Genomic DNA, 13,439 nt, shown 5'->3' on the forward strand with positions numbered 1-13,439 from the left:
TCGGTTTCTCAGTTGGGCGAGGTGAAATTGTGTACTGACGGAAAGCATCCAGGATACCCGCCACGTGATTCATCCGTCCAGAAATAAAAAACCTGTATCCGATAAAGGCGCCCCCGAATTTATCCGTGGGCTCAATGCTTAAATCTAAAATCTAAAATCTAAAATCTAAAATCGATTGACTTGATGGTTCAAGACTTTTGGTAATCGCCACAGCCGTCGCAGGGGCCATTGGGATTGACAGCGCAGCGCAGAATTTCCGATCGAGCATTAAAGCGACAGCTAGCATCTCCAATAACCCAGATGCCGCTTACAAAAGTTCTTTCCGTCGGCGGTGTGGCCGACTGCACGTACAGGGCAATTTTTTGCAGTTGGTAGCGGCCGGATTTGAGTTGATAGCGGTGGTGGCGTTCCAAAACAGCGTAGGTTTGTCCCTCTAAATCTACATAGTTCCCCGGTTGTGGCGTCCAATCGAGCCGCAGGCTACCTAAATATTGGCGGGGGTGAGAGAGAATCACCTCTACGGGTAAAGTATTTTGTTCCATGTGGCGGTGCGTTGGCGAACTGAACTAAAGGGGCAAATAGTTGACTCAACCTACATCTTGTTCATCTAGAAAGATAAGTTTTTATAGATAGAGTAATTTAGGTTTAGGCGCTCAACTTAACTATAGAACCTTTGGCGATCGGGGAATAGGCGACTTATCTTGGGATAGCCGACTCCCTCCACTACGTTGGGCCCAACAGGCTAGGAAATAAACTTCAACTCGCTTGAGGTAACTCAAGTGAAGTTCGATTAGGTTTGATAAAGCAGTACACGCTGATGGTATCGCAACTCGCAGGTTCGATCGATACGCGGTTGAGATTCCTGAACAGATTTTAACTGTTTGCAGGACTTGGGGTGCTTGGGGTGCGTTTGTACTGAGGACTTCACAACTAACTACAAACCAAACCGAATTTTTGGCAATCAAAATTCCCAAAAATATGCCATTCCTTCCATGATTCCCCAAGCGGAAGCAGAACCGGCTAAATAATGATTTTCAGTGCCGCATTCGCGATGCCATTCTAAGAGTTCTGATAGAGCATTAGCGACGATTACTCCCCGGAAATCCTGCTCAAACATACTGATATCATTGCCCGAATCACCGCAAACTAATGTTGCTTCAGATGGAATTTGTAGGCGCTTTTGTAAATAAGTAAGGGCATTGCCTTTATTGCTAGTTTGTGGTAAAATATCTACATTACTATTGCTGCTAAAAATGATTTGAGCTGGCAGTCCCGATTCAGTTAACTTTTGCTGCAAAGCCTTGATTGTCGAGCTATTTTCTGCTGCTGGTTCCAGAGTATAACTGATTTTCCAAGGATTTTGTTCTTTTACGGATTGGGGTTTAAGTTGGGAAAACTGCTGTGCTAAAGAGGCGATCGCCATTTTATCCCAGCCTTGAGAAAGATATTCCGCCCAATCTAAATCGAGGATTCCGTCTTGGTAAATTTCGCTGCCTACACCTGCGATCGAATAGTCGGGTGATAGCAGTTGCTTTTGGGCAATTAATTCGCAAGTTGAAGCATAAGAACGCCCGGTAGCGTAAACCAAACAAATTTGCGATCGCACAGGTTGCAAGCGCTGGTTGAAAACTTGAGTTGCTTCGTCATCTCCGACTAGCGTGTTGTCTAAATCTGTAACTAATAAAAACTTCATTTGGGGAATTAGTCAGGAGTCAGTAGTCTGTAGTCATCAGTCATTAGTGATTGGAAATCGATCGCTTCCTAAAAGAATTTTAACTATTTATAAGAATTTGTTAAACCAACTACATTTATAAGCAAGCTTATCGTTTAAGATGGGCCAGATTTAATTTTCAACAAGTGGTGTGAGTGGTATGGTGAATAATTCAACCTCCGTTAAAGCTTTTTGGCTGTCTTTCTTGATTTCTGGTGCGGCAGTGCCTTTGGGGCCGATCTCCGCAACAGCTCAAATTCAGGATACCTCAACTCCAGAAGTTGCGCTAGAAGATAGTGCTCTCCCTAGGGCTACCCCAGACGCAGCGCTGGCAGCAGGTAAGATTGAGATACCGCAGTTAGCGGCGATTACCGCAGAGACTAACTCCGCAGTCGATCGCCCTTTACCCGAAACAGATGCAGCATGGGTGAATCGCGCTTTACCCGAAACAGATGCAGCATGGGTGAATCGCGCTTTACCCCAAACAGATATAGCAACAGTCGATCGTGCTTTACCCGAAACAGATGTAAAAGTCGATCCTGCTTTACCCGAAACAGATGCAGCATGGGTGAATCGCGCTTTACCCCAAACAGATATAGCAACTGTCGATCCTGCTTTACCCAAACAAGATATAGCAAAAGTCGATCGTGCAACAACAACCCCAGAAATAACCGAGGCAATTGGCGAATTGCCCCCACAGGAGTTAGAAATTGCAAACTCTCCTCAGTCTCAACAAGTTGCTGAAGCCAGCAAAGTTGACGACATCAGCAGCGAGACGGGCAGCGCTGATGACCTCAGCATACAAGAAGACGCAGCACAAGTCACTTCTGTTTCCCAACTCTCCGACGTGCGGCCGACAGATTGGGCTTTTCAAGCCTTGCAATCCCTAGTAGAAAGATACGGCTGCATTGCGGGATATCCAGACGGCACATTCCGAGGCAATCGGGCAATGACTCGCTACGAATTTGCCGCCGGATTAAACGCTTGCTTGGATCAAATCACCAAACAAATTGGCGGTTCTACTGGTAATTTAGTCAAGCGAGAAGATTTACTTGCTTTGCAAAGATTGCAAGAAGAATTTGCAGCAGAATTAGCTACATTGCGCGGTCGAGTAGATGCTTTAGAAGCCCGCACTGCCGAATTGGAGGCCAACCAATTTTCCACGACAACTAAACTAAACGGATTTGCTTGGTTTAACCTGACTGGAGCTTTTGCGGGCGATCGAGTCCGAGTTGAAGCAATAGATGGAAATGCTGCTCCGCTCGATCGAGTAGCCGGACGCGATCCAGTCACCAACAGACCAATTGTGCAGAGAGTGGACGATGATCCAGAAATCACTTTCAGTCAGTTAGTTTGGTTAACTCTCACTACTTCCTTTACAGGGAAAGACGAATTGATTACACAGCTAGCTGTAGGTAACGGCAATTCCCCCGCCAACCAGTATACTTCAACGGGTTTTTTCAATACATTCGGCACTCCTTTTCTCGATCAAACTGCCGGAGCAAATCCCAATGAAGTTATCCTGCGGGAACTTTCCTATCGGTTCCCGCTTACCAACAGCTTGCAAGTAGTAGTCGGGCCGCGGATTAATTTTTACCGCTACTTTGACAACAATAAATTTAACTTTTTCGTAGACGGTGCGAGCAGCTTTAATTCTAACAACAGCCCTTTGTTAAGCGCTACCCGACGCGGTGCCGGTGCTTTGGCTTTGTGGGATATCGGCCGCGCATTGAAACTGCGTTTTGGTTACTTGGGCGAGAGTACAGAATTTTTGCCAACTTCCGTGTTTAATTCGGCTTCCAATCCGTCTCAAGGCTTGTTTGACGGGACAAATACGACTACAGCAGAATTAACATTCAGTCCGAGCGATCGGACTAATTTGCGCTTTTTGTACAGCCGTTCAAACATCCAGCAAATCGGCGGCTTAATTGGATCTCCTAACAGCAAGCCGTTAAACGGTGTGGCAGATGACGGTTTTGGTGGTCGGCTGGGGAATGCGACTGCGAATACTTATAGTTTCAATTTCGATTGGTCAGTCACTCGCGGTTTTGGTCTTTTCGGCCGTTACGGCTACGCCGAAACCAACATATTTCCCAAGACTAACCGACCCGACGGCACGATCAAAAATCAATCTTATCAGTTAGGAGTTGCATTTCCCGATTTGTTTAAAGAAGGAGCTTTGCTTACGGTGTCATATTTAGTACCTTTTGACTTTACTGGCGGTCGGAGGTTTCTGGTTTCTGGCGGGGGGAATGGCGGCACGCAGTACGAAATTGAGGCAACTTATTATTTTCCTCTCACCGACCATGTTTCGATCGTACCAGCATTTTATGCGATCGGCAATCCCAACAATTTCGATAACAACCCGACAATTTTTGTGGGCAATTTGCGGACGCAGTTTAGTTTTTAAGTAAGTTAGGGCTGACTTGAACATAATTATATAGCAATCCTCAATGAGTCGTAAATTTTTTACCCCACCCCAACCCTCCCCGAACCCGCGGAGAGGAAGTAAGAAATTCACGAATGATGCGAGGATTGCTATATCCTGATTAGCGTCGTCCTGATGTCAACGAATTGGAATTTCGATGATAAATTCAGTGCCTTTACCGGGTTCCGAGTGACACTGCAATTTGCCGTTGTGTTTTTCAACGACAATTTGGTGCGAAATTGATAAACCCAAACCTGTGCCTTTACCTACGGGTTTTGTGGTAAAAAATGGGTCAAACAAACGCACAATATGATCTTCGGGAATGCCCAAGCCATTGTCTTTAATCCGAATTAAAATGCTCTTATCATCAATTGTTTCTGTTTGAATGGTAATAGTAGGAAAGATAGTATTTCCGGTGTTTTTTGCTTGGCTGCAGCTTTCTTCCAAGGCGTCGATCGCATTTGCCAATACATTCATAAATACCTGATTTAACAGTCCGGGATGACAGTTTATTTGCGGCAGTTCTCCGTATTCTTTAATAACTTTAATGCCCTGCCAGTTGGGTTTGGCTTTCAGCCGGCTGTTTAACATTAACAAGGTACTTTCTAAACCTTCGTGAATGTCGGCAGTTTTGATTTTTGCTTCGTCCGCCCGCGAGAAATTTCGGAGAGTTTGAATAATTTCTACAATGCGCTCGCATCCGGTCTGCATTGAATTGAGCAATTTGGGCAGGTCTTTTGCTAGAAATTCTAAGTCTATATCTTCGGCTTGTTGCTGAATTTTTGTAGGGGAATTTGGGTACTCTTCTTGATAGACTTGCACGATTTCTAATAAGTCTAGAACGTAGCCTCGGACGTGGCAGAGGTTGCCGGCGACAAAGCCGACTGGGTTGTTAATTTCGTGGGCAATTCCTGCTAGCACTTGTCCGAGGGAAGACATTTTTTCGGTTTGTACTAACTGCATTTGAGTTTGCTGCAAGTCGCGCAAAGCTGTTTGCAATTCTTGGGATTTTTGCCGATCGCGCGAGGCGGCGGCGGCCCGTTCTTCCTCAACTCCGATCGCCGCGGCAATAATTCCGATCAGCTTGCAGTCGGCTTCTGTGGGCGCGATCGACTCAGTGTAGAGAACGCACATCGCACCCACATAATTGTCCCCCAGCCGCACTGCTTGTCCCAGATAGCTTCGCAGTTGATAGCGGATGACAGCGGGATCGATTTGGCCGTAGATCGTGTTCTGCAAGTCAGGAATGACCACAGCCCGATCGCTTCCTTTGCTGCATACGTCGGTGCAGATGTGGCCCTCGGCGCGATCAACCAGCGGGTAGTCCGGCGGCGCTTGCCAAGTCGCGATCGCTTGCAGCAGTCCGCCACCGACGCGGCTGTAGATGGCGCAGCTTCCGCCCAAAAGCTCGCCGGCTAAGGATGTCAGGCGCTGGATGTTGTCACTGGCGTCGGTGGTGAATCCCAAAAAGCACTCGTTGATTTTGCTGAGGCGGTACTCTGCTTGCCGGCGCGCGGTCATGTCGCGGGAGTTGATCACAATTCCTTTCACAGCGGGGTCTGCTAGCAAGTTGATACCCACACCTTCGAGAAAACACCAAGAACCGTCAGCGCGCCGGAACCGACCTTCTAGGGCGATCGGATCACCTGGATTTGCGATCAGTTTTTCGCGGTCGGAAATCACCGAGGGTAGGTCATCAGGGTGGATCAAATCGAGAGCAATTTGACCGGCGAGTTCATCGGGTTCATAGCCCAAAACTCTTTCTACAGAAGGGCTTTCGTAAACAATGCGACCGCTGGCGTCCAGAATACTAATGATGTCGGAACTGTTGAGAATTAGCGATCGCCACTTAGCCTCATTTTGGAACAAAGCTGACTCGGCTTGTTTGCGATCAGTAATATCCTCTACCATTTGCAAAATAAACTGCGGCGTTCCCTGACTGCTGTCGATGACAGAAGCGCTGAGGCGTCCCCACCTGATGCTGCCGTCTTGGCGGAGGTAGCGCTTCTCGATTTGGTAAGCTTCGCGGGAGCCCGCCGCCAACTGTTGGCGCAACTGGCGCGAAACTTGTGCGTCTTCCGGGTGCGCGCAGTCGTCGATGCCGACACCCCGCAGTTGAGCTTCCGAGATCCCCAGCATAGCTTGAAATGCGGGATTAGTGGCGATCGCAACACCTTCGAGGGTAGCGACTACCATGCCGATCGCAGCGCGTTCAAAAATTGCCCGAAACCGCTGTTCGCTGTCTCGCAAAGCTGCATCCGCTGCCACTTCCTGGGTGATGTCCCGCCCCGCGACTGCCAAACCTTTGCGCGAACCGTCGGGGTTGAACAGCGGCACTTTCCGCACTTCAAACAAATTGCTGCCGCCTGTGGGCAAGGGGACAATTTGGCGGCGGTCGGTAAGAGTGCCTGCTTGCCAGGTGGTTTCGTCGGTTTCCTGCCAAGTTAGGAGGATTTCTCTGACTCTCGGATCGGCGGCGGCAGCGAGTTCGGCAGTAGTTTTGCCCTGGTAGTCTGAGGTTTCCCAGCCCAAAAGTTGGAGGGCGCAGTCGTTGGCAATCAGCCAGCGCCCCTCGCTGTCTGTGAGGTTGATGGCGTCGGGCACGGCGTCGATCGCGGTTTTCAGCCAGTATTCTCGATCGCGCAGGGCTGCTTCGGCTTGTTTGCGATCGGCAATTTCGGCGACGGTTCCTTCGTAGTAAAGGAGTTCGCCATCTTCGTCGCGAACTTCGCGCACGTTTTCCGAGATCCAGGTAGTGCTGCCGTCTTGGCGGCGGACGCAGGACTCAAACTCTTTCAGGGAGCCGTTTTTGCTGATTTCTGCCATGAACGAATCGCGGCGGGTGCGATCGGTGTAAATGTTTTTTGCCGAACATTTTGCGATCAATTCAGACGGCGAATCGTAGCCGTACATTCGGGCGAGTGCCTGGTTGGCGCTGAGGTAGCGCCCGTCTGGGGCGGTTTGAAATATGCCTTCGGTGGCGTTTTCAAAGATGCTGCGGTATTTTGCCTCGGCTTGTTTGAGGGCTTCTTCTGCTTGGAAGCGATCGGTGATATCAGATTGAACGCCGATGAAGTGGGTAACGAGCCCGCTGCTGTCGCGCACCGGCGAGATGGTGAGTTCGTTCCAGAAGGCGGTGCCGTCTTTGCGGTAGTTTTTCAGAACTACTTTGCAGTCGTGTTGTTCTTTCATGGCCGCGCGGATGCGATCGACGGCCGCGCGATCGGTATCTGGGCCTTGCAGGAAGCGGCAATTCTGCCCGATTATTTCGCTGCGATTGTAGCCTGTAATCCGCTCGAAAGCACCGTTGCAGTAAACTATAGGCTTGTCCGGCCGGGTAGCGTCCGCGATCGCGATGCCGTTGCTGGTAGCTGCCAGGGCGCGATCGTACAGCCGAAATACTTCTTCTATTAAATTCGGTGTGCCGCCAGTACGAGTCGGCGATAGCGTTTCAGAAGGAATGCTTATATCGATCTGCATAAGTTTCTATAAATTGAGTTTATTGTAGATACCGACTGCCAGCACACCCTAAAGTTTAACAGAATTTCCCTGTTTTCCGAAGGCAGAAGTTAGAAGGCTATCATGCAGAATTTTGGCGCTAAATTCTACCTAAAGAAAATCTGGCTTCCCTCGTTTTTTTTCCTTCTGCCTTCTGCCTTGTGCCTTCTACCTTCACAGGAATCCTAGTTGTTAATTTATAATAGTTGTTCCCACCATAACTCTATCTCTGGTATAGTTTACTTGGCAGAGTTTGGGCGGCTTACAAGTTCGGTCATTTATTTTTTAGCTTAAATAAAAATACATCGTCCGGCTATCGTAAAAAAAATAATTAAATACTTTATAGTTAAATGATTCAAACTATTCTCTCAAACAAACAGAGGAAAAATTAATTTTGAACGAACACAGCAAGTTCTGAAATATCGTCGATCGCGAAAGTCGGTTCTAGGGCGAGACACTGAGCGCGATCGCCATATCCGTAAGCCGCCCAACAAACATCTATCCCAGCATTTTTAGCAAACAGCAAATCAATCGCTGTATCGCCAACCATTAAAATTTGACTGTTATCCAACTCCGGGAACAGCGGTTTAATAATCGAGTGAAAAACAGTCGGATTGGGTTTCGGAATTATTTGTCCGTTATCACCTAATATCAAATCAAAAAAACTGTGAATGCTCAAATTTTTTAGTAATAAATTAACAAAAGTAACCTGTTTGTTGCTGAAAACTCCCAGGCTCAATCCCGACTGACGCGCCAACTGCAACACTTGCTTTGTCCCGGTAAATAACTCTACCTGCTTTTCACCTTCCGTCCGATAATAAGAGCGGTAAGTTTCAACCCATTCAGGAATTGCGCTTTCCTCGATCGCCGGATGGAGGATTTTAAAACTATTTGGTAAATTGATGCCGATCGTACCTATAATAGTATCAGCAGCAGGCGGGGTAATATTGTAAGTCTCAAAAGTTTTGGTAAAGCAAAATACAATAGCTTTGTGGGTAATTGCCAAAGTGCCGTCGAAGTCGAAAATAATTAAGTTGTACTGACTCATATTATTTAAAATATTCTATCTAGCAATCGGAGGTTTGCCACGATATAATAGCATAATTAATCTCTCATTCACCAATTATAAGTATAATTTTTCAACATTCAAGAGGTCAACATGAGTGTCACCGAAAAACCCGAACTTCTAGTAACAGATTTTACCGATTTTCCAGATCACACTCAATTACCCGACTCCGACGGTGCTTTTGTGAAAAACTTTCAAGAACTCCCTCAAAGCATCCTGTTAACAACATCTGTTCGCCCCATTTTAGACCAACTTCATCCCGACGGACAATACTGCATCGGTCAATATTCCGGTATTTATCAGGGCGTAGAACGGCCTTGGATGCGCTGGTGGGATGCTGAGGGGAATTTGCTGCTGGCTGCTGATGAACGGGTTGAACAAGCGGAATTGGCAGTCGAACAAGCGCAGTCAGAAGCAGAACAAGAGCGGCAAAAGCGAATAGAAGCCGAGCAGCGAATTCAAGCCTTAGAAGCGCGTTTGCGAGAGTTAGAAGGAGGTTAATAGGTAGCCAGAAACCGGGTTTTTCCGCCAAAATATTCGCAAAAAATCATCAATCTCCCAAAAACCCGGTTTCTTTGAACTTACGCAGCGGTGACGAGAAACCGGGTTTTTTCGCCAAAGTATTCGATTCAAACCTTCAATCTAGCCAAAAACCCGGTTTCTTGATTGGCACCTACCAGCCTCAAAAACAAGATCGACATCGGTTCTAATCCAGAAGCTGCTTGTATTATTTGATAAGTATTTTGTAGCTTTGTGTAGAATCTATGGCACTAATTGTTCAGAAATATGGCGGAACCTCGGTTGGTACAGTCGATCGCATTTTGGAAGTAGCCAGACGAGTAGTAAAAACAGCACAGCTCGGCAACTCTCTGGTTGTCGTACTTTCAGCGATGGGCAAAACCACCGACGGTTTAGTTAAACTCGCCAAGGAAATTTCCCCAAATCCCAACAAGCGGGAAATGGATATGTTGCTTTCCACTGGGGAACAAGTCTCGATCGCACTTTTAAGCATGGCATTGCAGGAAATGGGACAGCCCGCCATTTCCCTCACCGGCGCCCAAGTCGGCATTGTCACCGAAGCCGCCCACACCCGCGCCCGAATTTTGCGAATCGATCCGAATCGGCTTGAAAGCCAGTTAAAAAGCGGTAAAGTCGTTGTGGTTGCCGGTTTCCAAGGCATCGCCGATGCCGGAGAATTGGAAATTACCACCTTGGGCCGTGGCGGTTCCGACACAACAGCAGTAGCCTTGGCTGCTGCGCTGCGGGCCGACAGGTGCGAAATTTATACCGACGTGCCCGGAATTCTGACTACAGATCCGCGCTTGGTTGCCGACGCGCAATTGATGGACGAAATCACTTGCGACGAAATGCTGGAATTGGCGAGTTTGGGTGCAAAAGTCCTCCACCCGCGCGCGGTAGAAATTGCGAAGAATTACGGCGTGCCGCTGGTAGTGCTTTCTAGCTGGAGTGACGCCCCCGGTACCCGTGTAGTGTCCCCACCCCCGCAACCCCGGCCTTTGGAGGGCTTGGAGCTCGCAAAAGCCGTCGATGCGGTGGAATTTGACTTAGATCAGGCAGGGGTGTCGCTGCTGCGTTTGCCCGATCGCCCCGGCGTAGCAGCGCGGTTGTTTGGTGCGATCGCCCAACAAAACCTCGATGTAGACTTAATTATCCAGTCAATTCATGAAGGAAATACTAACGATATTGCCTTCACAGTGACGCGAAAATCTCTGCAACAAGCCACCGCCGTTGCAGATGCAATTATTCCCACCCTCGGCAAGAATTCTCGCCCAGAATTGGGAGAACCGGAAGTGAAAGCAGAAGAGCGGCCAATAGCTAAAGTTAGCATTGCGGGTGCGGGAATGATCGGTCGTCCGAGGGTAGCGGCGCAGATGTTTAAGACTTTAGCGGATGCGGGAATTAACATTCAAATGATTTCTACATCCGAGGTTAAAGTTAGTTGTGCGATCGATGCTGAAGATTGCGATCGGGCCGTTGCCGAACTCTGCAAAACATTTGATGTCGCCAACTCCCCTGTTGGGCTGCGTTCATCATCCCACAAACCGCCCGCAGTCCGCGCCGTTGCGTTGGATCTCAATCAAGCGCGTCTAGCAATTCGCCAATTGCCCGATCGACCCGGAGTAGCAGCAAAACTGTTCGGACTTTTAGCCGAGGAAAATATCAGCGTAGACACAATCATTCAGTCGCAGCGCTGTCACAATATCGACGGCATATTAACTCGCGACATTGCATTTACCGTAGCACAAATCGACGCCGAAGCTGCTAAAATAGTCCTCGAAAAAGCCGCCCCAGAATTCGGATGGGGCGAAGTAGCAGTCGATACACAAATTGCCAAAGTTAGCGTTGTCGGTTCCGGGATGGTAGCGCATCCGGGAGTAGCGGCAAAAATGTTTGAAGCGCTTTCCCGCCAGCAAATCAACATTCAAATGATTGCAACTTCGGAGATTAAAATTAGCTGCGTTGTGGATGAAGGACAAGGCGTAACTGCTTTGAAGGCAATTCACGCAGCCTTTGAACTTGCCGGCACCGAAAGAATCCAAGTTCCAGCTTAAGACAAGTAGGGAAAGGGCACTGCCGTGTCCTTACAAATATCGCGGTTTTCGGTAGGGAAACGGCACTGCCGTGTCCTTGCAAATATCGCGGACACAGCAGTGCTGTATCCCTACAAATATATTCGGATTTGGACACGGCACTGCTGTGTCCTTGCAAATATTGATCGAGAGTCAACGATCGCAGTTTTGAGTACAAATTTCACAGCATGAGGCTGTGTTAGGATTAAATTGGCGATCGCCTAAAAGGGATTGAATTTTATGACTGTAGCGAAAGAACAGATTACTGAGAGCAGTAGCAATAGCGGTTTATTGAATTTCCGAATCACTGTTGAACGTCTGATCGAACTTTTAGATTTAGAACAAGAGGATGAGTACGGGATTTTGAGACCAACTGAGTATGCTTTCAGAACAGCGATGAAATTGATTGTAGAAACCTATGATATTTTGGGTGATAATTTTCCAAAAGCCTCAACAGGTACAGATGACAGAGGCAGTATTACACTAGATTGGACAAGCTTAGAACCAGAGCGTACAGTTCGCCTATTTTGTCCATGCAGTGCGGAGCAACCAGTTGACATTTATCACCATGCAAACAATGAAAATGCGGTCGAAAATATAGCTTCATCATCAACATTAGTTTACTGGTTGCAGTGGTTTAACAAAATATGATAGAACCATCTTCAGGGAGTGCGTCAGAGTTTGAAACATTACCGGATCGTACACTTGTTTACCGAGCTCTCCGAAAAGGATGGATAGATCGGGATAGATCGATCGTCAAATCGGACGCCTACTATTTGCGCCAACGTATAAACGAACAGGGTATTTCTGTCAATTTTTCCCTAGAGCAATCTTTGAGTGCATTGAGAAATTGTGAAGGAGTTGCTAGCCTGGATTTAGGGAAAATTCGAGAACTAGGTCTAAATGTAGTACGTGACTCTTCATCTCATGGGAGTATTATAGGCTTGCCCTATCGTGAAGATAACCGTCCAAGGGCTGATGAGCTTGCACTTTTGTTAGCAAGACGGTCTCGAATTGTATGGGAATCTTCCTCAAGTTAATATCAGCAATTTAAAAGGACAAGCTGTATATATTCTTCAGTTTTTCTTTGTGGTTCATTTGGCTCATTTGACAATAAATTTTGACTTAATATTTCTTGCGCTATCGCCTCCACAACCGGCACACAAACCGAATTCCCAATTTGCTTGTAACTTTCCCCCGCACTCGGATAAGTTTTAAAATCTTCAGGAAAACCCATAAGACGGTAACATTCCTTCAGCGTCAACTTTCTCACCATATCTTGCTCAGGAATGTAGATAAAAAACCTGCCCGATGTTTCTTGCGAAGGAATTGTCGGATGCACTCCATCTACCGAATAAATGCGATTAGGCTGTCTGTGAACTCTCGATAAATGTTCTGTATTCGGCCTCACGCCAGTTTTCCAAGTACCTTTATTTCTGTAACCTACAAATAAAAGTCCCGAATCTTGCTTTCTCGGAGACTCAATTAGAGTATACTCGGATTTATCCAATATTTCAAAATCTCCTGTCTCGTCTAGAAATTCCCTGATTTTTGGAGTCAACTGGATTTTAAGCCGAGAAAAATTGAATGGTTTACCTTGAGTTGCAATAATAAATATTCTTTCACGATGTTGAGCAATTCCAAAGTCTTTAGCATTCAGCATTTTGTAATTCACGCTGTATCCCAAATCTTCAAGACTGGCAATAATTACTTTTAAGGTATTTCCCTTGTCATGATGGATTAAGTGCTTGACATTTTCGAGAACAACTACTTGAGGTTGCTTAATTTTGATAATTTTACAAATCTCAAAAAATAGCGTGCCTCTAGTATCTTCAAAACCTAGCTTTTTGCCACAGATACTAAAAGGTTGGCACGGAAACCCGGCGACTAAAACATCAAAGTCTTCTAACTCAACGGGATTAATTTTACTGATATCTCCAAAAGGAACCTCACCGAAGTTCTCCGTGTAAACTTGTCGGCATTTGCTGTTAATTTCGCAGGAAAAAACGCATTCAAAGCCCATTTTTTCAAAACCTTGTCTGAAACCTCCAATTCCTGAAAATAAATCTATAAATTTCATTTATAATTCAATACTAAATCTTACTAAAGCCAATCCTAACATATTTTGTTTCTCTCTCTTCTTTC

9 protein-coding genes are annotated in these 13,439 nt (G+C 46.8%); 4 read left to right on the forward strand and 5 right to left on the reverse strand.

The window, feature by feature from the left end; genetic code table 11:
• Positions 1 to 188: 188 nt before the first annotated feature.
• Positions 189 to 542 carry a DUF6464 family protein gene (locus QUA88_RS21125; protein WP_333052256.1) on the reverse strand — a complete coding sequence of 118 codons (354 nt, stop codon included), beginning with the start codon at positions 540 to 542 and terminating at the stop codon, positions 189 to 191.
• Between the two features lie 419 nt (positions 543 to 961).
• On the reverse strand, positions 962 to 1,693 hold the full coding sequence (locus QUA88_RS21130) for a sucrose-phosphate phosphatase (RefSeq protein ID WP_333207791.1): 732 nt from the start codon (positions 1,691 to 1,693) through the stop codon (positions 962 to 964).
• A 178-nt stretch (positions 1,694 to 1,871) separates the two neighbouring features.
• Here QUA88_RS21130 and QUA88_RS21135 point away from each other — a divergent pair, with 178 nt between their 5' ends.
• Positions 1,872 to 4,121 carry an iron uptake porin gene (locus QUA88_RS21135; RefSeq protein ID WP_333273680.1) on the forward strand — a complete coding sequence of 750 codons (2,250 nt, stop codon included), beginning with the start codon at positions 1,872 to 1,874 and terminating at the stop codon, positions 4,119 to 4,121.
• A 156-nt stretch (positions 4,122 to 4,277) separates the two neighbouring features.
• Here the strand turns inward: QUA88_RS21135 and QUA88_RS21140 are convergent, their stop codons facing one another.
• Positions 4,278 to 7,619: a PAS domain S-box protein gene (locus tag QUA88_RS21140; protein ID WP_333273683.1), complete on the reverse strand. Its 3,342-nt coding sequence runs from the start codon at positions 7,617 to 7,619 to the stop codon at positions 4,278 to 4,280.
• A gap of 406 nt (positions 7,620 to 8,025) precedes the next feature.
• The gene (locus tag QUA88_RS21145; RefSeq protein ID WP_333052247.1) at positions 8,026 to 8,685 is read right to left on the reverse strand and encodes an HAD family hydrolase; all 660 of its coding nucleotides are present in this window, start codon (positions 8,683 to 8,685) and stop codon (positions 8,026 to 8,028) included.
• A 111-nt stretch (positions 8,686 to 8,796) separates the two neighbouring features.
• Between QUA88_RS21145 and QUA88_RS21150 the strand changes: the two genes are divergently transcribed.
• The 3 genes from QUA88_RS21150 to QUA88_RS21160 all read left to right on the forward strand — a co-directional run bounded on the left by QUA88_RS21150 (position 8,797) and on the right by QUA88_RS21160 (position 11,945).
• Complete coding sequence (locus tag QUA88_RS21150) at positions 8,797 to 9,204, forward strand: hypothetical protein (RefSeq protein ID WP_333052244.1); 408 nt, start codon at positions 8,797 to 8,799, stop codon at positions 9,202 to 9,204.
• A gap of 263 nt (positions 9,205 to 9,467) precedes the next feature.
• Complete coding sequence (locus QUA88_RS21155) at positions 9,468 to 11,276, forward strand: aspartate kinase (RefSeq protein WP_333273687.1); 1,809 nt, start codon at positions 9,468 to 9,470, stop codon at positions 11,274 to 11,276.
• Positions 11,277 to 11,534: 258 nt separating this feature from the next.
• Positions 11,535 to 11,945 (forward strand): hypothetical protein, encoded by a 411-nt coding sequence (locus tag QUA88_RS21160; protein WP_333052239.1) that lies wholly within the window; start codon positions 11,535 to 11,537, stop codon positions 11,943 to 11,945.
• Positions 11,946 to 12,336: 391 nt separating this feature from the next.
• Here the strand turns inward: QUA88_RS21160 and dcm are convergent, their stop codons facing one another.
• Entirely contained in the window at positions 12,337 to 13,374 is a 1,038-nt protein-coding gene (gene dcm / locus QUA88_RS21165; protein WP_333052235.1) for a DNA (cytosine-5-)-methyltransferase, read from the reverse strand.
• Positions 13,375 to 13,439 lie beyond the last annotated feature (65 nt).

It is taken from the genome of Microcoleus sp. D3_18_C2 (assembly GCF_036702395.1).
Taxonomy (GTDB): Bacteria; Cyanobacteriota; Cyanobacteriia; order Cyanobacteriales; family Microcoleaceae; genus Microcoleus.

What these genes read in the sequence shown, in the direction of transcription:
- QUA88_RS21125 (WP_333052256.1), bottom strand. Translation starts at nt 542, where the DNA reads ATGGAACAAAATACTTTACCCGTAGAGGTGATTCTCTCTCACCCCCGC.
- QUA88_RS21130 (WP_333207791.1), bottom strand. Translation starts at nt 1,693, where the DNA reads ATGAAGTTTTTATTAGTTACAGATTTAGACAACACGCTAGTCGGAGAT.
- QUA88_RS21135 (WP_333273680.1), top strand. Translation starts at nt 1,872, where the DNA reads ATGGTGAATAATTCAACCTCCGTTAAAGCTTTTTGGCTGTCTTTCTTG.
- QUA88_RS21140 (WP_333273683.1), bottom strand. Translation starts at nt 7,619, where the DNA reads ATGCAGATCGATATAAGCATTCCTTCTGAAACGCTATCGCCGACTCGT.
- QUA88_RS21145 (WP_333052247.1), bottom strand. Translation starts at nt 8,685, where the DNA reads ATGAGTCAGTACAACTTAATTATTTTCGACTTCGACGGCACTTTGGCA.
- QUA88_RS21150 (WP_333052244.1), top strand. Translation starts at nt 8,797, where the DNA reads ATGAGTGTCACCGAAAAACCCGAACTTCTAGTAACAGATTTTACCGAT.
- QUA88_RS21155 (WP_333273687.1), top strand. Translation starts at nt 9,468, where the DNA reads ATGGCACTAATTGTTCAGAAATATGGCGGAACCTCGGTTGGTACAGTC.
- QUA88_RS21160 (WP_333052239.1), top strand. Translation starts at nt 11,535, where the DNA reads ATGACTGTAGCGAAAGAACAGATTACTGAGAGCAGTAGCAATAGCGGT.
- dcm (WP_333052235.1), bottom strand. Translation starts at nt 13,374, where the DNA reads ATGAAATTTATAGATTTATTTTCAGGAATTGGAGGTTTCAGACAAGGT.